Genomic DNA, 25,635 nt, shown 5'->3' on the forward strand with positions numbered 1-25,635 from the left:
GCCTAGAGGAACCGGATTCGCGGCTCGGCCCGTTTCGTCAGCATGAGTTCGCTCATCGCCCACACCAGGGCGTCCGCCCGGTCGGGCGAGCCCTTGCCCTCATAGTCGCCGCCGACGAGCAGGCCCGCCAGCTGATCCTCAAGCTTTGGAAACCGCCCCGCCAGCTTCGCCTCGCCGCCCTCGAACAACGCCGCCACCGGCTCCGCCCGCCGCACCTTGTTCACCGTCGCATGCACGCGCTTGACCGGCAGCCGCACCCCGGCCCCGCGCAGCACCGCCTCGACCATCTCGCCGCCCTGATTGCCTTCCGCGACGATCCGGTCCGCCCGCCACCGTTCGGCCACTGCTGCCACCCGCCGCGCCCATTGCTCCGGCGACAGGCCGCCGGCGCTGGCATCCTCGAGCACGAAGCCGACCGCCTCCAGCCCTGAGCCGGTGCGCCCGCACACCACGATCCCGCATTCGTCCCCCGCGGCCGTGGCAGGCGGGTCCACCCCAATCACCACCCGCGTAAATCCTTCCCGAGGCAAAGGTCCGCCTTGCCTCGCTCTCTCCAGCAGCGCCCGCGAAAACAGCGCCCCCTCCAGGTCCTCGATCAATACTCCGTCCAGCTCCTGCCGCCCCAGCCGCGTCCCGCCATGCAGCCGCTCCATCGTCGCGACGAACAGCGGGGCGACATGCGGATTGTCGCGCGTCCGCCCGCCGGTTTCCTCGACCAGACCGTCGCCCATCGCCAGCACCGCCTTCAGCGCCGGCACCGAGCGCGGCGTCGTCGTCACCACCGCCTGCGGCTGCGTCCCCGCGCGCAGCCCGAGCATCAGATTGTCCCACGCAGCCTGCGCCCGCCGCCATTTCGCCAGCTCGTCGCACCAGGCGAAATGATGCTCCGGCCCCCGCAAACTCTCCCCGTCCGCCCCCGAATAGACGAACGCCTCCGCCCCGCTCGCGAAGGTCAGCCGCCCAAGCCCTGGCGCCCACCGCATCTGCCGCCGCTCCTCGCCCGAGCGCGCGCAGGCGAGGAGCCCGCTGCGCCCCTCGATCATCACCTGCCGCGCCTCCCCGGGCGTCGCCGCGACCAGCGCGATCTTCGCCTCCGGCACCTCCCGCGCCTTGGCCAGCACCCATTCCGCTCCGGCCCGCGTCTTGCCGAAGCCGCGCCCCGCCATCAGCACCCACACGGTCCAGTCCTCGCGCGTCGGCCGCTGCCCGGTGCGCACCCACAACGGCCAGCCTTCGTTGACCGCTCGCGCCGCCACCTCGCCGGCCGCCCGCAGCGACGTGCGCCGCTCCTCCGCCGGCAGCGCCTTCAACTTCGCCAGCAGCGCCGCCGGATCGGCCGATCCCTTCACCTCGATCTCGCCGCGCCGGTACGAACCCCGCCACCGCCGGCACCACCGCCGCCAAGCGCGGCCGCGAAATCCTCCGCGAGAACCCCCGCAGGTGGACTTTCGTATACGAGTGTCCCCGATCCCAGCCCTCCCGCTCATTCCCCCGCCTCCTTCTCAGCCGCCTCTCTCGCAATCAGCGCGTCATGCTTCTCGATCGCCTCGATCTTCGCGAGCACGCTTTCCACCGCCTCGTCGAAGCTGCGGTCCGGCGGTCCGGTGCGCGGCCCCCGCCGCGTCCGCCCGCTTTTCCGCGCATCGAGGAAGCCGAGGATCTGCATCGCCGCCTTGGGATCGAACGGCACCTCCTCCTCGCCCTCGGGCAGCGCCTCGCCCGGCGGCCGCAGCAGCGCGTGGGCGTGGGCGACGAGCCGGTAGCCGAGCCGCGCGTCGGCCGCCTCCAGCGCCTCGTCGCACGCTTCCTTGAACGCCGCCCACTTGCGCACCCGCTCGTGAACCGACGCCGGCGCAAACCCCACCGCCTTCGCCGACGCATCGAAATTCCCGCTTGCCGCGAGCCGCGCCAGAAAGTCCGCCTCGATGTCCGCGGTCCAATGGCCGTCCCGCGCAAACGTCACCTGGTACCGCCCCCGCGAATTGCGCCGGATCACCGGCTCCGGCCGCACCTGCGCCCGCTTCCGCCCCGGCCGCAGGAACCCGCCGAGGTTGTTCGCACGGCAGGAGGAAGGCTCCGCCTCAGCTCCTCCCCGGGACGGCGAGGGGGGTGTAGGCGGGTCGGCAGTCCGGGGGACTGCCGAGAGCCGGAACCGGCTGCACGGCAGCCGCGGGGCGAAGCATGGTGGAGGGGGCTCTTCGCTGCCGCCGCCGTCGGGGAGAAACGCACTCTCCGCCCCGGCGAGCCGCGCATCCGCCTCCGCCACCGCCGCCATCACCCGCGCCCGAAACCCGGCATCTCGCTTCATCTTGTTGTTGAACGCATGCGGCGCCCCGAGCGCCGCCGCCGCCACCCGCGCGTTCCCGCTCTCGCGCACCAGCGCGAGGAACCGCTCCCCGAGCTCAACACTCCACCTGACCCGCGCCCGCTTCGCCGCCGCGCTCCCGCCGAGCGCAACCGAAGCCCGCGCGCGCACCCGCCCGCTGCCCATATCCGCCTCCCAATGTCTGTGTTGAAAGTCCGCCGAAACGCGCCGCGAACACGCCCGCAAAAAAATCCGCGAACCCCAAAAACCGCCCCACGGCGCCACGAAAAAAGGCCGCCCGCCCAGAGGCAAAGCGACCTTCGATCCCCACCAGAGCCACCTCTGGGGAGTATGAGAACATTTACCGAACGAGCGTCACGCTGTCAAGGGGTTTTGTGCCTATCACGCTACCGGTAGCTTTTCATGTTACGCCAGTTTACAAGTCTAGGCTGGGGGCGCCGTGGCCACACTCGGATCTTGTGCTTCGATCGTTCAACTCGCCTTCGCCCTCAACGCAGTGGCGGCAGCGGTCGAATTTCGATTCCGGAGCAGCCATCGGCGCCTATTAACGCGTATGTACAGGGACCTGCGACCCGAAAATGATGCGCTCAAAGGGCCGGACGTAGAACTGGTATTCTCGAACTACGTTTATGAATCATCGCCGGGCTTGAGGAAGTTGCGTGGCCTCTACAGTTTAGTTGCGCTTGCTGGTATCGCAGCCGTCATAGTCTCGTTTTTCGGGCTGGTGCTCGGAGCTGTCGATGCGCAGAGACGGGTGGACGACTCCGCGATCTGGATTTATGCGATCGTTTCACTTGTGATACTACCGGTTCTCTATTGGTCGGCACCGCGAATCTTGGCGTGGTTCGAACGTGAGTACGTCAGAGCAAACCTAGATACCGCTGCGAAGCAGGAGGCGCTGTGGGAGGCGTTCCGCGCCTGTTATTCGGCCGAATGCCACCTGCGGGAGATGCGGCATATGACTGCACTAGCGAAGGGAATGACAGACGCGCTCAATAAGTCGCGCCGGGTCAGGCGTTGGGCGCGTTGGCCCGAGAAGTTGCCTTGGGGTTCAGTCTGAAATCGCTCTCTGCTGCGGAAGCGTCAGCCGCAGCGCATCCCCCTTCAGTGTCGCCATGCACGCCTCGCCCCCGGTGAGCGTCGCTACCTCGTGATCGACCGCTAGGACGATCTTCGTCGCCAGCGCCGGCAGGTCCGGCGCCCGGAGGCGCATTAGCCGCCGGAGCGCGTCGTACATCGCGTCGAGCCGGTCGCCGTAAGCCTCCTCGATCGCCGCCTGCTGCTCCCAGGGTGCGCCGGCGGTCCGCCCTTCAAAGGCCCGCATCTCCGTCTCAGCGGCCCGATAGTCGGCGAGGGCACGATGCCACGGGCTCTCTGTCAGTGGGTGCAGGAGAGGGGACGCCGCGCCGGCAACTGGCAATGCGACAGCCGCGCCTAGCAGTGCGCGCCGCGACAGCTTATGCTCGGCAGCAGCCATCCTTCGCCTCCTCAACAAGGCGTTGCGTGGTCAGAGCCGGGGCGAGGTGGCTGCCTTGCTCCGGTTCGAGTCTGCATTTGTGCTAGCCTAAACTGAGGACCGCTGCAATAGCTGAGCGTCAAAAAAAGAAGGTAGGACGGCCGGCAACCGGGAAGGGGCGCACGATTGGCGTGCGCGTACATCCAAACCTCGAAGCTGAACTTGAAGCCTGGATGGCCGAGCAGCCTGAGCCAAAGCCTTCGAAACCGGAGGCAATGCGCCGGCTAGTGAGGATCGGGCTGGCGGCGCGGAAATGAGTGGCTTCGAAGGTATCAATGCTAGAGGAGGTTTGGGCTGCCCGCTAAAGCTGCTCCGGCCTAATCTGCTGTGTAGAGGATGAGAGGGCTTTCTGTGTTTCCTTGGCGCATCGCGCGGTAGTCACCGCCGTAAAATTCCAGCACACCATTGCCGGAAGAGGTACGCGCGGCGGAGTAGAGTTCGAGTAGCTCGTCTAGGTGATCAGCGCCTTTGCCCTTCCGTACTGCTGCTTCTAAAACGCGCGGCTCTCCGCAGGCCAGTTTGCCGAAACGGCCTTTAATCTCAAATTGGATGAGTTGACGCCGAACCACCGCCATGAATGTCCATTCACCCACGTCTAGGTAGTCGTATAGTATTACGTAAGACGCCTTTGCGTCGCACGACGGGATCTCCTCAGCAAGGGTGAACTTGCCCTTCATGTCTGTACCGGCAACAAGCCCGTTGAAGTGAACGATATCGTTCCACGAGGTCAGTAAGTCATCGAGTGACAGTGTTAATTCGGCTGGTAATAAACCAGCCGAGGCTTTTTCCAAACACGTGATGACGTTTGAGAGCTGCTGGGCGTCGAGGTCGATGTCCGTCGGCGACATCTCAGCTCTGAAGGCCAGCATTGGTGCTCCGTCGTAGCTGACCTGCAGATCAAGGGGCCCCGCTTCCGCGACCGTCAGAACATCGCTCAATGCCCGAAAGCTGCTGATGGATCGTCGCTCTGGACCATTCAGGTGAAATGTCATGGTGCCGTCACCTGAAGCCGCGCCGACGATCTCCACGAAATCCGCCGTGATGCGGAATTTCCAGAGCTCATGGGGGTAAGGGAGCACAGCGGGGACCAAGAGGGATCCTTCGAGCCAAACATCACGTCCGGTTTCTCCGCGAACTCGTATGCGACACGGCTGCGGATCGGGTCGGAGATGCGCTACATCAGGCTCGCCCTCGAATATCGGTTGGCCTGCATCGATACCAAACCGCCGTTGCCGGATTGTGACGTTCAGACGCGGAGCGGTCGGCCTTAAGCCGATCTGATGGTCCACGAACGCCTCCAAGTCTTCCCCTGAAAACTGAATGTTGCCGTGGATCGACCCCTCTTCAAATCCAAGCGTGCGCACGAGGCGCCCCTTGGCTTCGACGTAACGGTCACCGAAGCCCAACGCGATGGCTTTCATCCATGCGATCAGATCGTCGGTATGTTCATCTTCTGCTGAAAAACTAAGCACTAATGAAAGCTTGTGCAGTTGCCTCTGATCATCGGCGTGTGCCTCCCGCGCGCGCTTCAGTGCATGTCCTATTTCATGGCTCCAGAAATGTTTAACATAGATTCGGACAGGCTCATGGCCACCCGCCGCGAGGAATAAAACGACAAAGCACGGCAGTGGGTCCTTGGCAAAGCGGAGAGCATTGCTCAGAGACAGCCTTACTGTAGGCTTCCCGCTTCGTTTCGACTTTATCTGCACCCGTGCGGCAGCTTCCACCGGAGCGAGGTCGGCAGGAATGCCCTCGATTACCGGCGGAGGAAATTCTACGAGATAGTCCCATCCGGTGCGGTCCTGAACGGCCTTGTTCCGAGTTGCGCCGGCGCGAGAGCAAAGGCTGGAGAACATGTCCTCCGCCCATTCACCAAGATCGATTATGGGGCGGGGCACGTTCGGACATTCCTGACGCGAAAGACTAGACTCGCAGATAGCTTGCGCATCCTTTCGTGCCAATGTCGCGCAGGTCTGAAACGCCCGACCTAGCAGCAGATCGCAGCAGTCACCCAGCGCGACCTCGCCCCGCACCGCTCCTCCGCATCGAGGGCGCGGGATTAGCTGCGCGGCCAGCCTCTTAACCCTAGCCTTGCATCCCCCGCCCCGCCGCCTAAGCTGGCAAAAGGGGGAGGCGGCATGGACGCAAAGCGCTGGATCATCGCCGCCATCGCAGGCGCCGTCCTCGCGGCCGCCGCGCTCGCCGCCTGGCTCCTCCTCGCCCACCGCGGCACCGACGGCGCCGAGAACGGCGCCTTCGCCAACGATTGCTGCGGCACGGTCCGCCTCGAGAGCGGCACGCTGGCGCTCAACGACAGCCAGAAAGTCCACTACACGATCGCCCGCGACCCCGCCGGCGCCTAACTCCTCCCGGCTTATTATGTCGGGCGCCGTCGAGGACCAGGGCTTCGAAGCCGACGGCACCCGCCCGCCCCTCAAGCTCCGCCTCGACGGGATGCCCCACCCGAACCGGCTGGTGCTGTATGCGGGGCGGATCTCCTATATCTTCTCGCGGAACGGGGCGGGCGTGCCGGCCTCGGGTCCGGTGCTGGTGCTCTGCTCGGTGCCGGGGCGCTGCGTTCCCGGCTGGTTGGTCGCGTCCTGCGCGAAGGCGGGGGTGAGACCCGCGAAGGACCCGCAGGCGATGGTCGTGGTGAGAAGGTGCCTCAGGATAGGGGTACGGCTCATGTGGTGGATCCTCTGCGAGAAGGTTGCTGGCCCAGCGCCGCGAAAACGCGGACGCGCGAAGATGGGCTCATGGACCCTCTTAACTCAGGCTAAGATCTGTCACGTTCTTGGCGGCTGTTGCAGCAACGCATCAACCTGGTTCGTATAAATAGATTAATTACACCTCCGTTATAGCTATCTTTGTCTTCTGCTTAACCACGATCAGCTTGAAGGAACGCAATGCCGCCTTCGGCTTTGACTGCTTGGCTTGAGCCGAAGGAGATATTTATGAGGCGTAATATTCTATTCGTTGGCGCGGCTTCCGCCGCGCTCCTCGCGTCCGTGGCGATCGCCCAGACCGGCAGCGGCGGCGGCGGGACATCGGGCGGCACCACCGGCGGCAGCGCCGGCTCGACCATGGGGTCGGGCGGTACCGGCGGATCGGGCGGCACCGGTAGCGGCTATGGCGGCACCGGCGGCGGCGGCACCGGCAGCGACATGTCCGGTGGCGGCACCGGCATGTCCGGCAGCGGCACCAGCGGCACCGGCGGGTCCTATGGCGGCACCAGCGGCAGCGGGTCGATGTCCGGCGGGACGTCCGGCGGCAGTTATGGCGGCACCGGCGGCACCTCCGGCGGCGGCGACGGCGGCACCGGCGGCGGCGGCGACATGTCCGGCGGTGCCGGCATGAGCGGCGGCACCGGTGGCGGTGCTGGCGGTGGTGGCGCTGGCGGCGGCGGCGGCGGCTATGTCTCCGCCGGAGAGCGCGGCTGACCGGTCTCGTCTCCCGGGTCTTTCGAGGTCCGGGAGAGTCCGAAAGCACTATGTGCCGGCGGCCGGCGAGGGCGATGGTCCTCGCCGGCTGCCTCGCCGCGTCTCTGGCCGGGCTGACGGCGTGCGGCGGCGGGACGGCCGCCCACGCGCCCGCCTCGACAGGCGTCGAAGCGGCCCTGGCCCGCGTCCTGCCGGCGGGCGACCTGACCGGCTTCTACCGCGCCCGCGGCTTCCGGCCATTATGGGTCGAAGCCGGCACCCTGCGCCCCGAGGCGCGCCAGCTCGCCGCCATCCTGGCGCAGGCCGACAGCGACAACCTCCCGCCCGCCCGCTACCGCCTCGCCGACCTCCAACACGCGATGGCGGCCGCGCGCGGCGGCAATGCCGAAGCCCTGGCCCAGGCCGAATGGCGCCTCTCCCAGGCCTTCGCCGCCTATGTGCGGGACCTCCACCAGCCGTCCGAGGCGGCGCAGACCGTCTTCGTCGATCCCGGCGCCGCGCCGGCGCGCCTGGGGCCGGCGCAGCTTCTGGACGAGGCCGCCCGCGCCCCCTCGCTCGCCGCCCACCTCCAGGCGGTGCGGCACATGAACCCCGTCTATGAGGGCCTGCGCACCGCCCTCGCCGCGGCGGCCGGCGATGCCGAGCAGGCCCGCCTGATCCGCGCCAACATGGAGCGGGCGCGGGCGATCCCCGCCGATCCCGGCCCCCGCTTCATCCTCGTCGACACCGCCGGCGCCCGCCTCTGGCTCTACGAAAAGGGCCGCGCGGTCGACACGATGAAGGTGGTGGTCGGCAAGCGCGCGATGGCGACGCCGTCCATGGCCGCGCTCGTCCGCTTCGCCGTGGTGAACCCCTATTGGAACGTCCCCCCCGATCTCGTCCGCGACAAGATCGCGCCGCGGATCCTCGCCGGCGACGCGGACTATCTGAAGCGCGAGCGGCTCGAACTGGTCTCCGACTGGTCGGACCATCCCGAGCCGCTCGACGCCGCGCTGGCCGACTGGAGCGCCATCGCCGCCGGGATCGACCGCCCGCACGTCCGCCAATTGCCCGGCGGCCGCAACATGATGGGCCGCGTCAAGTTCATGTTCCCCAACCAGCTCGGCATCTACCTTCACGACACGCCCGACCGGCAGCTCTTCGCCCTCGCCGACCGCCGCCGCAGCTCCGGCTGCGTCCGGGTGGAGGATGCGCGGCGGCTGGCGCGCTGGCTGTTCAACGGCCGCGACGTCACCGCCGCCGCGACCGCCGCGCCCGAGCAGCGCGTCGATCTCCCCGCCCCGGTGCCGGTCTACATCGCCTATTTCACCGCCTTGCCCTCGGCCGGCACCATCGCCCGCCAGCCCGACGCCTACGGCCGCGACCCCCGCCTCATCGCCCTGCTGGAGAGCCGGAGGGCGGGCTAGGGGAGGAGCCCTCCCGTCACCGCCCCGGACCGGCCCCCCCGCCTGCGGAGCGCCGCTTCCGCACCAGCCGCGCCGCCCGCAGGACCGCCTCCGCCAGCACCGCCGCCACCGACAGCGGCAGCCCGAAGAAGGGGAGCATCACCATCGGGTTGTCCGCCCCGCTGACGGGAACGAAAAGGGCGCCGGCGAAGAAGAGGAGCCCCGCCGCGAAGGCCAGGATGCGGGCGATCGGCTTGACGAGGAGCAGCAGCAGCGCCGGGACGAGCGTCAGCGGCCAGAAGTGCAGCACCACGTCGATCGCGGCGTCGATCAGCTCCATCGGGCGAGCCTAGAGCCTGATCGTTAGAGGTGGAAGCGCCACGCGCTCCCGCCGAAAGCGTGAATCAGGCTCACTTCAAGGTCCAGGCCGGCCGCCCACGCGCCGCCACCCTTGCATCCCCGCCGCCCGCGCCTAAGCTGCGCAAAGGGGGGAGGCGGCATGGACACGAAGCGCTGGATCATCGCCGCCATCGCCGTCGCCGCGCTCGCGGCCGCCGCGCTCGCCGCCTGGCTCCTCTGGCCCCGCGGCACCGACGGCGCCGAGAACGGCGTCTTCGCCAACGATTGCTGCGGCACCGTCCGCCTCGAGAGCGGCAAGCTCGCGCTCAACGACAGCCAGCGCGTCCACTACACGATCCAGCGCGACGCCGCCGGCCCCTACCTCCTCCCGGTCTATTATGTCGGCGCCGTCGAGGACCAGGGCTTCGAAATCGACGGCACCCGCCCGGCGCTGAAGCTGCGGCTGGACCGGATGCCGCATCCGCAGCGGCTGGTGCTGTATGCGGGGCGGATTTCGTACATCTTCAGCCGGAAGGAGCCGCAGGCGGGGCGGCGGTGACGCCGGGCGGCGCCGGCGCCCGATTCAGTGGCGTCTGCTTCCCGCGCGGAGCCTGTCGAGTTGAGACGAACACTCACTCAGTCTCGATGGACCGAACGGCAGCCACCACCGCAGCCAGCGCACTTTCGTCGAGGGTGACAACCCCATCGGACTTCTCGCCGATCCGCTTCGGCTCGTTGCCGCTATTGTCGTAGATCCAGGCGGCATCGGCTTGGTCGAGGAACCACGGAAGTTGCTCCAGAGAACGCGTATAGCGAGCGCGCACCTTTTCCTCCGGAACGTCATGACCGCCCTTGCGAACGCGCATCCTCACCCGCTCGATATTGCGCGCCGGGGTGTCGAGGACGACGTAGACCAGCCAGATCAGAAACCCGAGGCCCTTGGCCTTCGTGACGAGGCGGCGGTATTTGGGCGTCGACAGCACCGTTTCGACGCCAACGCTTTTGTGGACGTCCATCGAGGTATCAAGCCACGCCTCGATCCGGCGTACGGCGGCGCCGTTGGCCTCGTCCAGGCCGAGCGCCTCCACCTCGTGGATTCTGAGCGTCAGCAGGTCCGGATTGACGATCCAGATGGTGCGGCCGGATTCCTCGATCTGCGTGTCACGATACGAGCTGCTCTTGCCCGAGCCGTTCGGGCCGGCAATGATCAGGAAGACCGGCTGATCAGCCTTCTGCGGGGCCACGGTCGGGCGCGCCGATGATCCGCTTGTTCTCCTCGCGCGCCTTCTTGACGTTGGCGCCGAAGGTCCAGGTGAAGTCCTTGCCAAACGTTTCGCTGTCCGCGTCGAGGGTGCGTACGGACGTGATGCGGCCGTCCTTGCTAACACGCTTGAGGACGACGCCGGTACTCTTCGCACCGATCGCGCGGGCGGTTTTCCCTGCCATCTTGGTAATCACTACCTTCGCCATAACGCGCCTCCGTCCCAGCCAATATAACGCGCCGGCGCGCCAAGAGAAGCGCTGCTCGCCAAACGGTGCAGCACTCCCGCCTCAGCGCGCGCGTCCCTCAACGCGCGCCAGCCGCATCGCGTCCCGCTTGAGAGTCGCCATGCACGCCTCGCCGCCCGCCAGCGTCGCCACCTCATGGTCCACCGCGAGCACGATCTTCGTCGCCAGCGCCGACAAGTCGGGCGCGCGCAGCCGCATCAGCCGCCGCAGCGCGTCGTACATCGCATCGAGCCGATCGCCGTAAGCCTCCTCGATCGCCGCCTGCTCCTCCCACGGCGCTCCCGCCGTTCGCAGTTCGAACGCCCGCATCTCCGCCTCGGCGGCGCGGTAGGCGGAGAGCGCGCGCTGCCAGGATGCTGCAGGTCCTCCCCGGGACGGGGAGGGGGACCGGCTGAAAGCCGGTGGAGGGGGCCCAGCGCCGCCCTTGTCCATGAGAACCGGCAACGCGACAGCCGCGCCTAGCACCGCGCGCCGCGACAGCTTATGCTCGGCAGCAGCCATCCTTCGCCTCCAGCTGAGCCGCCCTTGAGCAGCGTAGGGATTGCGCAGCAATCGTGAGCAGCGAAGGGAGGGTTCCCGTCGAAGTACCACTTCGATGGGGTCCCAGTCGGCGAACGCCCGGCCGGCGAGGCGGGTGGCGTCGAGCCGCGCGAGCTCGTCCGACGTCATGGCGCGGCTTTGCCGCGCCTAGCCCTTCGTTCATGCTTCCATTAAGCTGCGCAGCAGCCATCCTTCGCCTCCTTCACAAGGCGTTGATTGGTCAGAGCCGGAGCGAGGTGGCAGCCTTGCTCCGGTTCGACTTAGGATTTGTGCTAGCCAAATGTCAGGACCGTTGCAATAGCTGAGCGCGAAAAAAAGAAGATGGGCCGGCCGGCGACGGGCAGGGGACGCACGATTGGGGTTCGGATTCACCCCGATCTGGATGCGGACCTCGACGGATGGATCGCGCAGCAATCCGAACCCAAACCCTCCAAGCCGGAGGCGATGAGACAGCTCGTCAGAAAGGCGCTCGATAGCGCACGTCGCTGATCGATTTCCAAGCGGCGACCCATGCCTCAACCTACCGCGAAACGACAGGCTACCCGGTGGAGAGGTTAATTATAGTAAATATGATGATCAGCGCCTAAACGCGCTGGCCAGGAGTGATTTAGAATATGCAGGTACTTAGACGGGTGCATCCAACACCCCAGCAAATTTCGGTGGTGAGGCGCATACAGGCTGGAGCATCCCTAATTCGCGGCGCGGCCGGGAGCGGCAAGACGACGACAGCGCTCTTAGCGCTGCGCGCCGCAACCGGAGCGGCCGTGAATCAGCTGCGAAACGACGACCTTCTGCCTGTAAATGTCTTGGTTCTGACATATAACAACTCCCTCCGCAGCTACATCACCGCTGTCGCAGAAGATGAGATGGCAGACTACGCGGACGACGTGCGGCTGTTCATCTTAACGTTCGACAAATGGGCCTTGGACACCCTCGGGTGGGGCAACGTGAACAAGGTCAATGCCGCTAGGGGGCAGCTTGCTCGTGTAGCCGCCGCGTTTCCGCGCGATAACGGGTTCGTCATCGACGAAGTGGAGTATCTGCTCGGGAGATTGCCCCCGGATCGGCTGACGGAGTACCTCACTATCGAGCGAACGGGGCGTGGCTCTTCGCCCGCGATGCCCCGTGCCGTCCGTCGCCAATTGCTGGACGAGGTGGTTCAGCCGTATTTGGATTGGAAGCGTGTCAACGGTGCGCGGGACTTCAACGATGTCGCTATCGCTATGATGTCAGCAGACCCGACTTTCCGATACGACGTCATCGTCGTGGACGAGGCCCAGGATTTGTCGGCGAACCAGCTGCGGGCAGTTATCCGACATGCCTCCGCCAGTGCGACAATTACCATCGTGACGGACTCCGCACAGCGCATTTATCCGCGCGGCACACCTTGGGCCGAGGCTGGCATCGTGATTGCTCCCGGTCGGAGCTTCCGACTGACCGTAAACTATCGGAACACTCGTCAGATAGCGTCCTTGGCCGCCTCAATTGCCAATGGGCTCGCGATAGACGATGATGGCAGCCTCCCCGATCCCGCAGCCTGTGCAAGAGATGGGCCGGTCCCTACCTTGCTTCTAGGCAAATTCGGGAAGCAGCTAGATTACGCGCTCGCTCGCCTTCATCAAATTGACCTAACCAACGAGACGGTCGGTTTCCTCCACCTCAAAGGAGGAGGCTGGTTTGACGATGTCCGAGACGCGCTTGCCGCCCAGGGCTTCCCCTATTGCGAGTTACAGGGCGCGACTGAGTGGCCTGAGGGCCCAGCGAATGTCGGCCTATGCACGTTTCACAGTGCCAAGGGGTTAGAGTTCGATCATGTTTTTATGATTGGCCTCGCGAAGGATCACGCAGCCTACGGCAATGCGCCGGATGATGATCGTTATGAGGCGCACCGAAGGCTCGTCGCGATGGGAGTGGGGCGGGCGCGACAGACGGTAGTGCTTGGTACAAAGCCAGGTGAGGACCTGCCGCTGTTAGGCACCATTCCGCCGGGCGTTGTGGACAGGATACAGGTGTGAGCATCGCTGATATCATTAGGGCGAGGAGCATCCGAGAGGTAGTGCACTTCACGACGAACCACGGATGCCTTGGAACGCTATATACAAGAACACTGCTGTCTCGCGCGCGGCTGCAGGACGATGAAATGGTGCGCTACCTATTCGCTGCCAACGCCGAACTTCGGCGAGATCTGGCTTATCTTGATCATGTCAGTCTATCTTTAGAGCATATAAATACCGAGTTCTATCGAATCAGTGCAAATAAGTGGCATCGGGATGAGCCAATATTCTGGTGTATATTAGCGTTTGATCCGATTGTCCTAACCCATAACGAGGTGGTATTCGCTACAACTAACAATATCTACACTTCTGTACAGCGTGGCGTGGGTGAGGCCGGTCTGCAGCGCATCTTCGCTAATCGGGTTGTACGTTGGGCCGGGAACACGGTCGCGCGGACTGCGGCTACCCCAGCCTCCTATCCGACTTGCTTCCAGGCCGAAGCTCTCTATCCAGCATCCCTATCGACCGAGCACCTCCAGCGGATATATGTGCGGACGGCTGCTGATCAATCGGAAACCGTAGGGTTCCTGAAGGCCACATTTCACCGGGAGATCGACGTGATAGTCGCACCTGAGAAGTTCGATTACCGGCCAGTATGAGCATGGGTCGGGAAACACAAATCAGATTATCGGCGGAGTGGGCGGCATATGGCGACGCCCTTGGCTTCATAACGGAGCTCGCCGACTCGGGACGCGTGCAATACCGCATCGGAGCGGAGGAAGTGCGCGAGACGGTGGCGTGGAAGCGGAAGGTTGGCGGTTACAACGGCGTGAGCATCGATCTTCCGGCGGGCTCGTATTCGGACGATACCCAGCTGCGGCTATCGACCTCGCGTGCAATACGCGCAGATGGGACTTTCGATGTTGCCGCCTTCGCTAAGGTGGAGCTTCCGGCATGGGCGAACTACGCGTTGGGTGCCGGTGCGGGGTCGAAGGAGGCAGCTTCGAACCTCGCGCGGACGTCAGCCACCTGGTATTCAAATTTTTTCGACAGCAAGCGAGCATCCTATGTGAGCGCCGGTGGAAACGGGGCGGCTATGCGCGTTCAGCCGCACGTCTGGGCAGCACGGGACCTTTCCGAAACAGGAGCCATTCTTCTCGACGTAGTGCGGAACTCTGTGTGTACCCACGGTCACCCCCGCGGGATTCTCGGAGCCTGCTTCCATGCTCTTACTCTAGCTTTTGCACTGGATGCAGGCCGGCCCGCGACGATGCCAGAACTTCGGCAGATCATTGAAGACCTCCGGTCAGTGCCGAAAATAGTTGAGAACGACGGCGACCTTCGTCTTTTCTGGCTTGGTGCCTGGGAAGAGGCCAGTAAAATTAAGTTCAGAGAAGGGGTGGCACAGGTCCTTACGGAGATGTCCGGCGAGCTCACAGCTTTAGAAGCGCTCCACGGACGAAAGCTAGCTGACATCTACCCAAGAGCCGTAGATGCGGTCGGCGCAATAGAGCCTGCGTCACGAGGATCTGGCACGAAGACGGCAATGCTCGCAGCATTTGCCGCCCTACTTGCCGATGTTTCGGATCCTAAGCAGGCCCTGCTCACTCTCGTAAACGTATTAGGGTCGGACACTGACTCGATCGCTACGATGGCCGCCGCGATCATTGGAGCCTGCACGGACCGGGAATGCGAAGGGACCGTGCAGGATAAAGAGTACATCCAGTCCGAAGCCCGTCGACTGTCAACTGTCGCTCAAGGGGGAAAGAGCGTTTCTTTCCGCTATCCGGACCTGCGGACTTGGAAACCGGCACGTGCGGCTGTTGATGCAGTGGGACTACTCGACGGGCAACTGTGGCTGAACGGGTTGAGTGCACTCGAACCCGTAGATGGGTCTGAGATAAAGGAGATCGGCAGTGATCGAATAGTTTGGTGTCGCCTTTCGTTCGGTCAAACGATCCTAGCACGCGTTCGATCGAGACCGAACCCGATCAACCCGGCACGAGCCGCGGCTCACCGGCAGGAGGAGAAGACTGAGGACCGGCCCTCGCCGCACCCGCCTGGCAAGCTTCGAGACCTGTTCGGTCAAGTTGGCTCGCAGGCGGCGCCGCGAAGGGGAGAGCCCCCCAACAGCCTGGAGAATCAAACGCTCAATGACGTGCTGCAGAGCATCATCAGCCAAGGGTTTTCTCCCGAGCTTATCGGTCAGGCGCTCTTGCAGCAGGTCGACCGCGGCGGAACCGATTTTGTCGAGCGGGGCATAGCTCTCACCGCGAACATCCTAACTGCGTATGAAGCGCGTTCCAAACGACGCAGGAATTGATCTTGAAAAGCTTCGGTGCCGGCTGAGTCACTATTGGTGCCGTCGGCGCGCAAGCCCCATCTGTCGTCGGCCAGAACTGCCCACGCCCGGCCGCTCAAACCTCCGCGCCCAGCGCCTGAACCAATCAAAGGCCCCCCACCCTTGCATCCCCCCGCGCGAGGGCTAGAAGCGCGGCCAAGCGGGGTGCCCCTCACCCGGGGCCCCCAAACAGCACCACTTCATGGGGATCACCATGGCCAGCAAAGCCTACAAGATCATCGACCATAGCTACGACGTCGTCGTCGTGGGGGCGGGCGGGTCGGGGTTGCGGGCGACGATGGGGGCGGCGGAGCAGGGGCTCAAGACGGCGTGCATCACCAAGGTGTTCCCGACCCGCTCGCATACGGTCGCGGCGCAGGGGGGGATTGCCGCGTCGCTGGGCAATATGGGGCCGGACCATTGGCAGTGGCATATGTACGACACCGTCAAGGGGTCGGACTGGCTCGGCGACCAGGACGCGATCGAGTATCTGGTGCGCGAGGCGCCGGCGGCGGTCTACGAGCTCGAGCATGCCGGGGTGCCGTTTTCGCGCACGCCCGAGGGCAAGATCTACCAGCGCGCGTTTGGCGGCATGATGCAGAATATGGGGGCGGGGCCGCCGGCGCAGCGGACCTGCGCGGCGGCGGACCGGACCGGGCATGCGATGCTGCATGCGCTCTACCAGCAGTCTTTGAAGTATGACGCGGACTTCTTCATCGAATATTTTGCGCTCGATCTCATCATGGACGCGGACGGGGCGTGCCGGGGGGTGGTGGCGCTTTGCATGGAGGACGGGTCGGTGCACCGCTTCGCTTCGCAGGCGGTGGTGCTGGCGACGGGGGGCTATGGGCGCGCTTACTTTTCCGCGACGTCGGCGCATACCTGCACGGGCGACGGCAATGCGATGGTGTTGCGCGCCGGGCTGCCGTTGCAGGACATGGAGTTCGTCCAGTTCCACCCGACCGGGATTTATGGCGCCGGCGTGCTGATCACGGAAGGGGCGCGCGGCGAGGGGGGGTATCTGACCAATTCGGAAGGCGAGCGGTTCATGGAGCGCTATGCCCCTTCGGCGAAGGACCTGGCGTCGCGCGACGTCGTCTCACGCTCGATGGCGATGGAGATCCGCGAGGGCCGGGGCGTCGGCAAGGACAAGGACCACATCTACCTCCACCTCGACCATATCGACCCCAAGATCCTAGCCGAACGCCTCCCGGGGATCACGGAGACGGGGAAGATTTTCGCGGGCGTCGACCTGACGCGGCAGCCGCTGCCGGTGGTGCCGACGGTCCATTACAACATGGGCGGCATCCCGACCAATTATCATGGCGAGGTGGTGACGCTCAGGGACGGCAATCCGGACGCGGTGGTGCCGGGGCTGTTCGCGGTGGGCGAGGCGGCCTGCGTATCGGTGCACGGGGCGAACCGTCTCGGCTCCAACAGCCTGATCGACCTCGTCGTGTTCGGGCGGGCGGTCGGCCATCGCGTCGGCGACATCTTGAAGCCCAATGCGGCGCAGAAGCCGCTGCCGCCGGGCTCGGAGGAGCTGTCGCTCTCGCGCCTCGATCATTTCCGCTTTTCGAAGGGCGGCAGCCCGACCGCGCAGATCCGCAACCGCATGCAGCGTACCATGCAGGCCGATTGCGCCGTCTTCCGCACCGAGGCGACGCTCGACGAAGGCAAGACCCGCATCGACGAGGTCTACCGCCAGATGGAGGACGTCGCCGTCACCGACCGCTCCCTGATCTGGAACACCGATCTCATCGAAACCCTCGAGCTCGACAATCTGCTCGGTCAGGCGGTGGTGACGATGCATTCGGCCGCCAACCGCAAGGAAAGCCGTGGCGCCCACATGCACGAGGATTTCCCCCACCGCGACGACGCGAATTGGATGAAGCACACCGTCTCCTGGTTCGACGGCTGGGGCGGCAAGGGCGGCGGCGTCCGCATCGATTACCGGCCGGTCCACGACTACACGCTGTCGGACGACATCCAGTACATCCAGCCCAAGGCGCGGGTGTACTGAGTCCGCGGCCGCGGCCGTGCAGCTTGTGTGCAGAGGCGAAGGTCATTCGCCTCCATCTCCCTGTGGCGGCGCGGTGAGGTCCGCCGCCGCCCCTTGACCGGCCCCCTCCCGATGGCCGCACATGGCGGAAACGGGAGGATCAAGATGACCATATTGCCTGCCAATCGATCGCCGTCGGTGAAGTTCGCGCTCACCATCCTGATCGGTCTCCTCCTCTCGATGCCGCTCTTTTCCGTCTGGCTGATGGTCTACGACCGTGAGCACCAGTCGATGGAGGCCAAGGCGAGCATCGCCGAGGGCTGGGGCGGTCCGCAGGTGATTGCGGGCCCGCTGCTTGTCATTCCTTACCGGGCGACCGTCACCGAGAATGTCACCGAGGGCGGCAAGCCGGTCGTGCGCAGCCATCAGGTGTGGCAGGATCTCACGCTTTCGCCCGAGGCGGTGGCGCTCTCGACCGACATGCGGCCGGACCGCCGCAAGCGCTCGATCTACGAGGTCGTCGTTTACGAGGCGGCGGTGCGGGGCAAGGCGCGCTTCGTCATGCCCGCGGACCTCGCGCGTTTCGGCGTTGCGCCGGGGGACCTGGCGCTGGACCGGGCCGAGCTTCATTTCGGCGTCAGCGATGCGCGGGGCCTTGCCGGTAATCCCCACATCGCGGCGGCGGGGCAGGCGCTGCGGCTGCAGCCGGGCGGCGGCAGCGCCGCCACCAACGGCGGCGGCTTCTTCGCCTGGCTCGATGCGGGCGCGCTGGCGGGCGCTCCGCTCGAAATTGCCTTCGACTATAATGTCCGCGGCAATGCCAGCCTGTCTCTGGCGCCAAGCGCCGGCGAGACGCTCTGGCGGCTGCGCTCCAGCTGGCCGAGCCCCTCCTTCCAGGGCGGGTTCCTGCCCGCTGAGCGCACCGTCGGAGATCAGGGCTTCGATGCCCGCTACCGGATCGGCAACCTCGCGCTTGGCCAATCGCTGGTCGCCACCGGCCCCTCCGGTGAGCGCAAGGGGCCTGCCGACGACCAGGACGCGCTTGCCGGCGGAACGCACCGCGCCGGCGTCAGCCTGCTCCAGCCGGTCGACCTTTATTCGCAGGTCAACCGCTCGGCCAAATACGGCTTCCTGTTCATCGGCTTCACCTTCCTCGCCTTCCTCCTGTTCGATCTGATCGGAGGGGTGCGGGTGTCCGGAGTCGAATATCTGCTGGTCGGGGCGGCGCTCATCCTGTTCTTCGTGCTGCTCCTCGCCTTTGCCGAAGTGATCGGCTTCACCCCCGCCTACGTCGTGGCGAGCGCGGCGATCGTTGGGCTGGAAACGGCCTATTCCGCGGCAGTGCTGCGCAGCTGGCGGCGGGCGGGGCTGATCTTCGGCCTCCTCACCGCACTCTACGTCGTCCTCTACATCCTGCTCAGCCTCGAGGCCTACTCGCTGCTGATCGGCGCGCTGATGCTGTTCGCGGCGCTGGCGGCGGTGATGTATTTGACGCGCAACCTTAACTGGGGCGGCCGCGCGCAGGCCGAAGCGGAGGCGGCCCCGGCGGCCTAGGCTTCTTACCGGCTTGGCCAATGGGCGCGGCGGCATTATGTCCGCCGCGCCCGCTCCTCCGGCAAGGCCGCCTCATGACCGCCGTCCCCGCCGTTCCGACCCTCACCATCCCCGCCGAGGCGAAGAAGCGCCTGCGCATCCTGTTCATCGCCAAGCATGCGCTGTGGGAAGGGGGGCTGCACCCGGAGGACGGCAACCACGCCCTCTATCATGTCGAGGTGCGCGAGATTTTGCGCGGGCTGGGGCTGAACCTGCAGGTCGCCAACAGCTACGACGTGCTGTTCGACAAGCCCGACGTCGACTTCGTCTTTCCGCTCCTCAACCGCGGCGGCTTCCTCAATTCGGAGATGATGCTGCCGCTGCTGTGCACGCGGGCCGGCATTCCGTTCCTCGGCGCCAGTCCAATCCTCAGGGGGCTCGCCGACGACAAGCATCTCTCGAAGCTGGCGGCGGCGGCGCGGGGGCTGCCGACGGCGCCCTGGGCGATCTACCGGCGCGGCGCGCCGGTGACCCAGGAGAAATGTCCCGAGGGCGAGCGGCTGGTGATCAAGCCGAACGCGTCATCCGCCAGCTGGGGCGTGCGCGACGCGCGCGACTGGGCGGGGGTCGAGGCGGCCATCGCCGCGATCCATGCCGAGGGCCATGACGCGATCGTCGAGCCCTTCCTGACCGGCAGCGACGTCGAGGTGCCGGTGATCACCGTCGACGGCGAGCCGGTCGTGCTGCCGATGCTGATGTTCGAGCAGGCGGACCCGACCCACCTGCGCACCTATTACGAGAAGCGGGACCTCGTCGAGCGGCGGCAGAAATACCGGCTGGTGCCGTTCGACGATGCGCGCTGGATGCCCGAGATCGCTGATCTTACCCGCCGCATCGCCGAGGAATTCCGGCCGTTCGATTATGGCCGCTACGAGTTCCGCCTCGACCGGGAGAAGGGGGAGCTCAACTTCCTCGAGCTCAACCTCAATGCCAATTTGTGGTCGCAGAAGGTCTATGGCCGGGCGGCGCAGCTTGCCGGCCTTTCCCAGGAGCAGCTCATCGAGACCATCCTTGCCGAAAGCCTGTGTCGCAGCGGCCTGCTCGGCGGTTGAGCCCGGTGGCGCGAGCCGCTATCGCCGCGGCAACACGAAGGACGAGAAAGAATGGCCGAGTTCAGCCTCCCGAAGAACAGCAGGATCCAGTCCCGCGGCAAGACCTACCGGATCGAAGGCGGCGCCGGGCGCGTGCGCCGCTTCAAGGTCTATCGCTACGATCCCGACACGGGGGAAAATCCGCGCTACGACACGTTCGAGCTGGACCTCGACCAAACCGGGCCGATGATCCTCGACGCCCTGTTGAAGATCAAGAACGACGTCGATCCGACGCTCACCTTCCGCCGCTCGTGCCGCGAGGGGATTTGCGGCTCCTGCTCGATGAACATCAACGGTAGGAACGGCCTCGCCTGCACCACGGCGATCGAGGATTATAAGGGCGAGATCCGCATCACCCCGCTGCCGCACATGGACGTGGTGAAGGACCTGGTGCCCGACTTCACCCACTTCTTCGCCCAATATGCCTCGATCGAGCCGTGGCTGAAGACCAAGACCCCGGCGCCCTCCGGCAAGGAGCGGCTGCAGTCGCCGGAGGACCGGGCGAAGCTGGACGGCCTTTACGAATGCATCCTGTGCGCCTGCTGCTCCTCCTCCTGCCCGAGCTATTGGTGGAATTCCGACAAGTTCCTGGGGCCGGCAATCCTCCTCCAGGCCTATCGCTGGCTCGCCGACAGCCGCGACGAGCTGACCGGCGAGCGTTTGGACGAGCTGGAGGATCCGTTCCGGCTCTACCGCTGCCACACGATCATGAACTGCGCGAACGTCTGCCCGAAGGGGCTGAACCCGGCGAAGGCGATCGCCGAGACCAAGAAGCTGCTCGTGGAGCGGGCGGTTTGAGCATCCCGTCGCCCCAGCGAAGGCTGGGGCCCCAGCGGGTGAAAGGCGCCGGCGTCCTTCACCCGCTGGGATGCCAGCCTTCGCTGGCATGACGAGCATGACCGAGCGCAGCCTCCACCCCCTCATCCGCCACGAACCTGACCCGGATCACCCCGGCTGGTGGACGTGGGACCTGCCGGGCGGCGACCGCTACAACTCGACCCTCGGCAAGCTCCTCGTGCGGCCGGAAGGGGAAGGCCGCGCCCGCTGCCGGATGTTCCCGGACACGGCTCAGAGCAATCTCGGCGACGTCGTTCATGGCGGCGCGATCCTGACCTTCATCGACATGGCGATGTTCGCCGGCGGCTATGCGGCGGGCGCCGATCTCGGGCCGTCGGTGACGCTGGACCTGTCGGCGCAGTTTCTCTCGGCGGGCCGGCTCGGCGTCCCGCTCGACTGCACCGTCGAGTTGCTCCGCGAGAGCAAGCGGATGGCGGTGATGCGCGGCCTCGTCGAGCAGGAGGGCGAGACGGTCGCCGCCTGGTCGGGGACGCTCAGGAAGCTTTCGTCGCGGTGAGCCTGGTTACGGAGCGGTACCGGGCCCTGCTGGCGGCGGGCGAGCTTCGCCCTGACGCCGGCCAGGAGCGGGCGGTGGCGGTGCTCGACCGGCTGGCGCGGGAGCTGGCGCAGAAGCCTAAGGGCGGCTTGCTCGCGCGGCTTGCCCGCCAGGCGCCGAAGCCGGTGCGCGGGGTCTATCTGTGGGGCGGGGTGGGGCGCGGCAAGTCGATGCTGATGGACCTTGCGTTTGCGGCGATCGAGGAGCCGCGCAAGCGACGGGTCCATTTCCACGAATTCATGCTCGAAGTGCACGAGCGGCTGCGGGTCGAGCGGCTGAAGGAGGAGGGGGACCCGATCCCGCCGCTTGCCGAAGCCATCGCCGCGGAGGCACGCCTCCTCGCGTTCGACGAGATGGTGATCAACAACAGCGCCGACGCGATGATCCTGTCGCGGCTCTTCGCGCACCTGCTCGAGGAGGGGGTGACGGTGATCGCCACCTCGAACCGCGCCCCAAGCGACCTCTATCTCGGCGGGCTGAACCGCGAGCTGTTCCTGCCGTTCATCGACCTCATCGCGCGGGAGATGGACGTGGTGGCGCTGAACGGCCCCACCGATTTCCGCCTCCACCGCCTCGCCGGCATGCCGACCTGGTACGTGCCGAACGGCCCTGCGGCGACGAAGGCGCTGAGCGAGGCCTTCTTCCGTCTGACCGACTATCCGGTGGAGGACCGCGAGAAGGTCCCGTCCGAGGATATCCCGGTTCCCGGCGGGCGGACCCTGCATGTCCCCAAGAGCCTCAAGGGCGTCGCCGTCTTCTCGTTCAAGCGGCTGTGCGGCGAGGCGCGGGGGGCGGCGGACTATCTCGCCATCGCGCGGCGCTATCACAGCGTCATCCTCGTCGGCATCCCCGTGATGGGGCCGGAGAACAGGAACGAGGCGGCGCGCTTCGTCACCCTCGTCGACGAGCTTTACGAGCATAAGGTCAAGCTCCTCGCCGCGGCGGATGCGGAGCCGCAGGCGCTCTATCCGGCCGGCGACGGCGCCTTCGAGTTTCAGCGCACCGTCTCGCGGCTCATCGAGATGCAGTCGCAGGCCTATCTCGCCGAGGGCCACGGCGAGGAAGGTTGACGCCACCCCCCGCGTGGGTCCAGCTTCCCGCGCTTCCTGAGGGGGAAATTCGACGAATGCGCCACGCTCTTGCTTTGGGCCTTGCCCTGCTATCTACTTCCGCCATTGCCGCCGAGCCTGCCGACCAGTGGCAGGCCAAGGCGCGGACCATCTACCAGCATGCGATCGAGACCCCGACCGTGCAGGGGCGCGGCAAGGTGCCGGAGCTCGCCCGCTACCTCGCCGACCAGTATAAGGCCGCCGGTTGGGCGGAGGCCGATATCCATGTCCTCCCCTATGACGGCGATCCCGGCGACCACACTGCGGCTTTGATCGTGCGGTGGCCGGCGGCGAAGCCCTCGGGGAAGAAGCCGATCCTGCTGATGGCGCACATGGACGTCGTCGAGGCGAAGGCGGAGGATTGGTCGCCGGGGCTCGATCCGTTCAAGTTCCAGGAGAAGGACGGCTATTTTTACGGCCGCGGGACGAGCGACATCAAGGAGGGCGTAAGCGCGGTCACGACCGCTTTGCTCAAGCTGCGGGCCAGCGGTTTCCAGCCGACCCGCGACATCATCGTCTTCTTCACCGGCGACGAGGAGACGAGCGGCAACGGCGCCCGGCTTGGCGCCACGGAATGGCGCAAATGGACGGAGGCCGAGTTCGGGCTGAATTCCGACGGCGGCGGCGGCGGGGTCACCCCGGACGGAAGGCCGCTCGGCTTCACGCTGCAGACGGCGGAGAAGACCTATGCGATGTACACGCTGACCGTCCGCAACAAGGGCGGCCACAGTTCCAAGCCGCGGCCGGACAACGCCATCTACCAGCTCGCCCATGCGATCGAGAAGCTGGAAGGCTATCGCTTCACGCCGATGCTGAACGAGACGACGCGGGCCTATTTCACCGTGCGGGCGAAAGGCGACAAGGGCGCGCTCGGGGACGCGATGCGGGCGTGGCTCGCCAATCCGAACGACGGCAAGGCGGCGGACTATATCGAGGCGTCGGCCACCGAAGTCGGGCTCACCCGCACCCGCTGCGTTGCGACGCGGCTCGAGGGCGGGCATGCCGACAACGCCTTGCCGCAGCTGGCGCGGGCGACAGTGAATTGCCGGATCATGCCGGGGACGGAGCCGGCGGCGATCCGCGCCGAGATCGAGCGCTTGGTGGGGGATCCGGGCGTGAAGGTCGAGCAGACTGGCAATCCCGCCATGTCGCTCGCCTCGCCGCTTCGGCCCGACGTGGTCGCCGCCTACACGGCCGCCGTCCACAAGCGGCATCCGGACGCACCAATCATCCCCGAGATGAGCACAGGCGCGAGCGACGCGCGGCCGTTCCGGGTCGCTGGGATGCCGGTCTATGGGGTCGACGGCAGCTGGGGCGTCATCCCCGACGACGAGCGCGCTCACGGGCGGGACGAAAGGCTGCCGGTAAAGGCGTTCTACGAGGATATCGACCATTGGGTGGACATGCTGACCATGCTGGCGGGCAAGTGAAGGGGAGCGGGCGATGATCGTTGCGACGACGGAGAATCTACCGGGGTACACGGTGACGGAGACGCTGGGCCAGGTGTTCGGGGTGGTGGTGCGGAGCCGGGGGCTCGGCGGCAACATCGCCGCGACGATCCGCTCCCTGGGCGGCGGCGAGATCAAGGAATATACTTCGCTGGTCGAGGACACGCGCCGCCACGCCATCGACCGGCTGGTCCAGAATGCGACCTTGATGGGCGCCGACGCGGTGGTGATGATGCGCTTCGATTCCGGCGAGATCGGCCAGACGATGAGCGAGGTGGTCGCCTACGGGACGGCGGTGAAGATCGCCGCCGAGGAGGCGCGCTGATGCTGCGCAATGCCATCGTCGGCTTATTCGGCCTCGTCTTCCTCCTCTGCCTGTGGGGCGCGGCGCAGGGCAATGCGCCCTGGGGCGCGCCCATCGTCTTCGGCGTGCTGCTCGCTCTGCTGGTGTTCGAGCGCAGGCGTTACTCCGCCCACGTTGGTGAGACGGCGCGTGAGCCGATGACGCCGACCCGCGAGCGCTTCATCGACCCGGAGAGCGGCCGTCCCGTCCAGGTCTGGTCCAACGCCCGCGGCGAGCGCCGCTACGTCGAGGAGCCGCCGGCGGGGGCATAATCTTAGCTCCTCCCCGGGACGGGGAGGGGGGCCGCGACGCGAAGCGGCGTGGTGGAGGGGCCCCCGAGCCCCACGCTGCGGAAGCGGAGGGCCCCCCTCCACCATGCTGCATGGTCCCCCTCCCCGTTCCGGGGAGGAGCTTTAGCGCCAATTTCCCGCGCCACCCGGTTGCCCCCTCCGCGCGACGGGTCTAGGGGGTCGCCACGTCTCGCGGCCGCGTCCTCGCGGCCGGACCCCGATGCACCAGGAAAGGATTGGGAGTCGCATGGCTCGGAAGAAAATCGCCCTCATCGGCGCCGGCATGATCGGCGGCACGCTGGCCCACCTCGCCGGCCTCCGGGAGATGGGCGACATCGTCATGGTCGACGTCGCCGAAGGCATCCCGCAGGGTAAGGCGCTCGACATCTCGCAGGCCGGCCCGGTCGAGGGCTTCGATGCCAGGATCACCGGCACCAACGATTATGCCGACATCGCCGGCGCGGACGTCTGCATCGTCACCGCCGGCATCGCGCGCAAGCCGGGCATGAGCCGCGACGACCTGCTGGGGATCAACCTCAAGGTGATGAAGGCGGTCGGCGAGGGCATCCGCAAGCATGCCCCGAGTGCGTTCGTGATCTGCATTACCAACCCGCTCGACGCGATGGTCTGGGCGCTGCGCGAATTTTCCGGCCTTCCCCACCATATGGTGGTCGGCATGGCGGGCGTGCTCGACAGCGCGCGCTTCCGCCACTTCCTTGCCGAGGAATTCAACGTCAGCGTCGAGGACGTCACCGCGTTCGTGCTGGGCGGCCACGGCGACACGATGGTGCCGATCGTCGAATATTCGACCGTCGCCGGCATCCCCATCCCCGACCTCATCAAGATGGGCTGGTCGACGAGCGAACGGATCGATGAGATCGTCAAGCGCACGCGCGGCGGCGGCGGCGAGATTGTTGCTTTGCTGAAGACCGGCTCGGCCTTTTACGCGCCGGCGACGAGCGCGATCGCCATGGCC

General features: G+C 66.2%; 27 protein-coding genes. 18 read left to right on the plus strand and 9 right to left on the minus strand.

All coding sequences use genetic code 11. The features are described 5' to 3' along the window. Nucleotides 1–2: 2 nt before the first annotated feature. Together VGC56_RS17915 and VGC56_RS17920 are read right to left on the minus strand one after the other, a co-directional pair. The gene (locus VGC56_RS17915) at nt 3–1,349 is read right to left on the minus strand and encodes a DNA-packaging protein (protein ID WP_464127070.1); all 1,347 of its coding nucleotides are present in this window, start codon (nt 1,347–1,349) and stop codon (nt 3–5) included. A gap of 134 nt (nt 1,350–1,483) precedes the next feature. Next, nucleotides 1,484–2,491 (minus strand): hypothetical protein, encoded by a 1,008-nt coding sequence (locus tag VGC56_RS17920; protein WP_464127071.1) that lies wholly within the window; start codon nt 2,489–2,491, stop codon nt 1,484–1,486. Between the two features lie 388 nt (nt 2,492–2,879). Between VGC56_RS17920 and VGC56_RS17925 the strand changes: the two genes are divergently transcribed. Further along, nucleotides 2,880–3,386 (plus strand): hypothetical protein, encoded by a 507-nt coding sequence (locus VGC56_RS17925; RefSeq protein ID WP_464127073.1) that lies wholly within the window; start codon nt 2,880–2,882, stop codon nt 3,384–3,386. On the opposite strand, the gene VGC56_RS17930 is transcribed toward VGC56_RS17925, so the two are convergent. Continuing rightward, a complete protein-coding gene (locus tag VGC56_RS17930; RefSeq protein ID WP_464127074.1) occupies nt 3,378–3,650 on the minus strand; it encodes a hypothetical protein in 273 nt (90 codons plus the stop codon). The genes VGC56_RS17925 and VGC56_RS17930 overlap by 9 nt on opposite strands. Before the next feature lie 509 nt (nt 3,651–4,159). Continuing rightward, complete coding sequence (locus VGC56_RS17935) at nt 4,160–5,698, minus strand: hypothetical protein (RefSeq protein ID WP_464127075.1); 1,539 nt, start codon at nt 5,696–5,698, stop codon at nt 4,160–4,162. Nucleotides 5,699–5,980: 282 nt separating this feature from the next. On the opposite strand from VGC56_RS17935, the gene VGC56_RS17940 reads away from it, so the two are divergent. After that, nucleotides 5,981–6,205 carry a hypothetical protein gene (locus VGC56_RS17940; protein WP_464127077.1) on the plus strand — a complete coding sequence of 75 codons (225 nt, stop codon included), beginning with the start codon at nt 5,981–5,983 and terminating at the stop codon, nt 6,203–6,205. 135 nt (nt 6,206–6,340) lie between these two features. On the opposite strand, the gene VGC56_RS17945 is transcribed toward VGC56_RS17940, so the two are convergent. Further along, nucleotides 6,341–6,529, minus strand: a complete 189-nt coding sequence (locus VGC56_RS17945) for a hypothetical protein (RefSeq protein ID WP_464127079.1) — start codon at nt 6,527–6,529, stop codon at nt 6,341–6,343. A gap of 267 nt (nt 6,530–6,796) precedes the next feature. On the opposite strand from VGC56_RS17945, the gene VGC56_RS17950 reads away from it, so the two are divergent. Together VGC56_RS17950 and VGC56_RS17955 are read left to right on the plus strand one after the other, a co-directional pair. Then, nucleotides 6,797–7,282, plus strand: coding sequence for a hypothetical protein (locus tag VGC56_RS17950; protein ID WP_464127080.1), 486 nt, complete (start codon nt 6,797–6,799; stop codon nt 7,280–7,282). A gap of 50 nt (nt 7,283–7,332) precedes the next feature. Further along, nucleotides 7,333–8,688, plus strand: coding sequence for a L,D-transpeptidase scaffold domain-containing protein (locus VGC56_RS17955; protein WP_464127082.1), 1,356 nt, complete (start codon nt 7,333–7,335; stop codon nt 8,686–8,688). A gap of 16 nt (nt 8,689–8,704) precedes the next feature. Here VGC56_RS17955 and VGC56_RS17960 read toward each other — a convergent pair whose 3' ends face one another. Then, on the minus strand, nt 8,705–9,007 hold the full coding sequence (locus VGC56_RS17960) for a hypothetical protein (RefSeq protein ID WP_464127084.1): 303 nt from the start codon (nt 9,005–9,007) through the stop codon (nt 8,705–8,707). A 159-nt stretch (nt 9,008–9,166) separates the two neighbouring features. Here VGC56_RS17960 and VGC56_RS17965 point away from each other — a divergent pair, with 159 nt between their 5' ends. Beyond that, nucleotides 9,167–9,565: a hypothetical protein gene (locus VGC56_RS17965; protein WP_464127086.1), complete on the plus strand. Its 399-nt coding sequence runs from the start codon at nt 9,167–9,169 to the stop codon at nt 9,563–9,565. Nucleotides 9,566–9,638: 73 nt separating this feature from the next. Here the strand turns inward: VGC56_RS17965 and VGC56_RS17970 are convergent, their stop codons facing one another. From VGC56_RS17970 to VGC56_RS17980, 3 genes are all read right to left on the minus strand, one after another. Further along, nucleotides 9,639–10,250 (minus strand): zeta toxin family protein, encoded by a 612-nt coding sequence (locus tag VGC56_RS17970; RefSeq protein WP_464127087.1) that lies wholly within the window; start codon nt 10,248–10,250, stop codon nt 9,639–9,641. Continuing rightward, nucleotides 10,231–10,476 (minus strand): hypothetical protein, encoded by a 246-nt coding sequence (locus VGC56_RS17975; protein WP_464127089.1) that lies wholly within the window; start codon nt 10,474–10,476, stop codon nt 10,231–10,233. The genes VGC56_RS17970 and VGC56_RS17975 overlap by 20 nt, the downstream gene beginning before the upstream one ends. A gap of 81 nt (nt 10,477–10,557) precedes the next feature. Continuing rightward, a complete protein-coding gene (locus tag VGC56_RS17980) occupies nt 10,558–11,184 on the minus strand; it encodes a hypothetical protein (RefSeq protein WP_464127118.1) in 627 nt (208 codons plus the stop codon). A gap of 485 nt (nt 11,185–11,669) precedes the next feature. On the opposite strand from VGC56_RS17980, the gene VGC56_RS17985 reads away from it, so the two are divergent. The 13 genes from VGC56_RS17985 to VGC56_RS18045 form a co-directional block, all read left to right on the plus strand. Then, nucleotides 11,670–13,070, plus strand: a complete 1,401-nt coding sequence (locus VGC56_RS17985; RefSeq protein WP_464127091.1) for a UvrD-helicase domain-containing protein — start codon at nt 11,670–11,672, stop codon at nt 13,068–13,070. A gap of 125 nt (nt 13,071–13,195) precedes the next feature. Continuing rightward, a complete protein-coding gene (locus tag VGC56_RS17990; RefSeq protein WP_464127093.1) occupies nt 13,196–13,708 on the plus strand; it encodes a DarT ssDNA thymidine ADP-ribosyltransferase family protein in 513 nt (170 codons plus the stop codon). Between the two features lie 2 nt (nt 13,709–13,710). Next, the gene (locus VGC56_RS17995) at nt 13,711–15,372 is read left to right on the plus strand and encodes an ADP-ribosylglycohydrolase family protein (protein ID WP_464127113.1); all 1,662 of its coding nucleotides are present in this window, start codon (nt 13,711–13,713) and stop codon (nt 15,370–15,372) included. A gap of 232 nt (nt 15,373–15,604) precedes the next feature. Beyond that, on the plus strand, nt 15,605–17,413 hold the full coding sequence (gene sdhA / locus VGC56_RS18000) for a succinate dehydrogenase flavoprotein subunit (protein ID WP_464127095.1): 1,809 nt from the start codon (nt 15,605–15,607) through the stop codon (nt 17,411–17,413). 144 nt (nt 17,414–17,557) lie between these two features. Then, nucleotides 17,558–18,946, plus strand: a complete 1,389-nt coding sequence (gene creD / locus VGC56_RS18005; RefSeq protein ID WP_464127096.1) for a cell envelope integrity protein CreD — start codon at nt 17,558–17,560, stop codon at nt 18,944–18,946. Between the two features lie 74 nt (nt 18,947–19,020). After that, nucleotides 19,021–20,037: a D-alanine--D-alanine ligase family protein gene (locus tag VGC56_RS18010; protein WP_464127098.1), complete on the plus strand. Its 1,017-nt coding sequence runs from the start codon at nt 19,021–19,023 to the stop codon at nt 20,035–20,037. A gap of 51 nt (nt 20,038–20,088) precedes the next feature. Next, nucleotides 20,089–20,874 carry a succinate dehydrogenase iron-sulfur subunit gene (locus VGC56_RS18015; RefSeq protein ID WP_464127100.1) on the plus strand — a complete coding sequence of 262 codons (786 nt, stop codon included), beginning with the start codon at nt 20,089–20,091 and terminating at the stop codon, nt 20,872–20,874. Nucleotides 20,875–20,962: 88 nt separating this feature from the next. Beyond that, the gene (locus VGC56_RS18020; RefSeq protein WP_464127101.1) at nt 20,963–21,430 is read left to right on the plus strand and encodes a PaaI family thioesterase; all 468 of its coding nucleotides are present in this window, start codon (nt 20,963–20,965) and stop codon (nt 21,428–21,430) included. Beyond that, the gene (zapE, locus tag VGC56_RS18025) at nt 21,427–22,539 is read left to right on the plus strand and encodes a cell division protein ZapE (RefSeq protein ID WP_464127103.1); all 1,113 of its coding nucleotides are present in this window, start codon (nt 21,427–21,429) and stop codon (nt 22,537–22,539) included. Before VGC56_RS18020 ends, zapE begins: the two co-directional genes overlap by 4 nt. Nucleotides 22,540–22,595: 56 nt before the next feature. Next, the gene (locus VGC56_RS18030; RefSeq protein WP_464127104.1) at nt 22,596–24,008 is read left to right on the plus strand and encodes a M20/M25/M40 family metallo-hydrolase; all 1,413 of its coding nucleotides are present in this window, start codon (nt 22,596–22,598) and stop codon (nt 24,006–24,008) included. Nucleotides 24,009–24,021: 13 nt separating this feature from the next. Then, nucleotides 24,022–24,351, plus strand: coding sequence for a YbjQ family protein (locus VGC56_RS18035; RefSeq protein ID WP_464127106.1), 330 nt, complete (start codon nt 24,022–24,024; stop codon nt 24,349–24,351). Next, complete coding sequence (locus VGC56_RS18040; RefSeq protein WP_464127108.1) at nt 24,351–24,641, plus strand: hypothetical protein; 291 nt, start codon at nt 24,351–24,353, stop codon at nt 24,639–24,641. The genes VGC56_RS18035 and VGC56_RS18040 overlap by 1 nt, the downstream gene beginning before the upstream one ends. Before the next feature lie 265 nt (nt 24,642–24,906). Continuing rightward, nucleotides 24,907–25,635: malate dehydrogenase (locus VGC56_RS18045; RefSeq protein ID WP_464127109.1), on the plus strand; the 729-nt coding region annotated here is incomplete at its 3' end.

Source organism: Allosphingosinicella sp., assembly GCF_036403745.1.
Lineage (GTDB): Bacteria > Pseudomonadota > Alphaproteobacteria > Sphingomonadales > Sphingomonadaceae > Allosphingosinicella.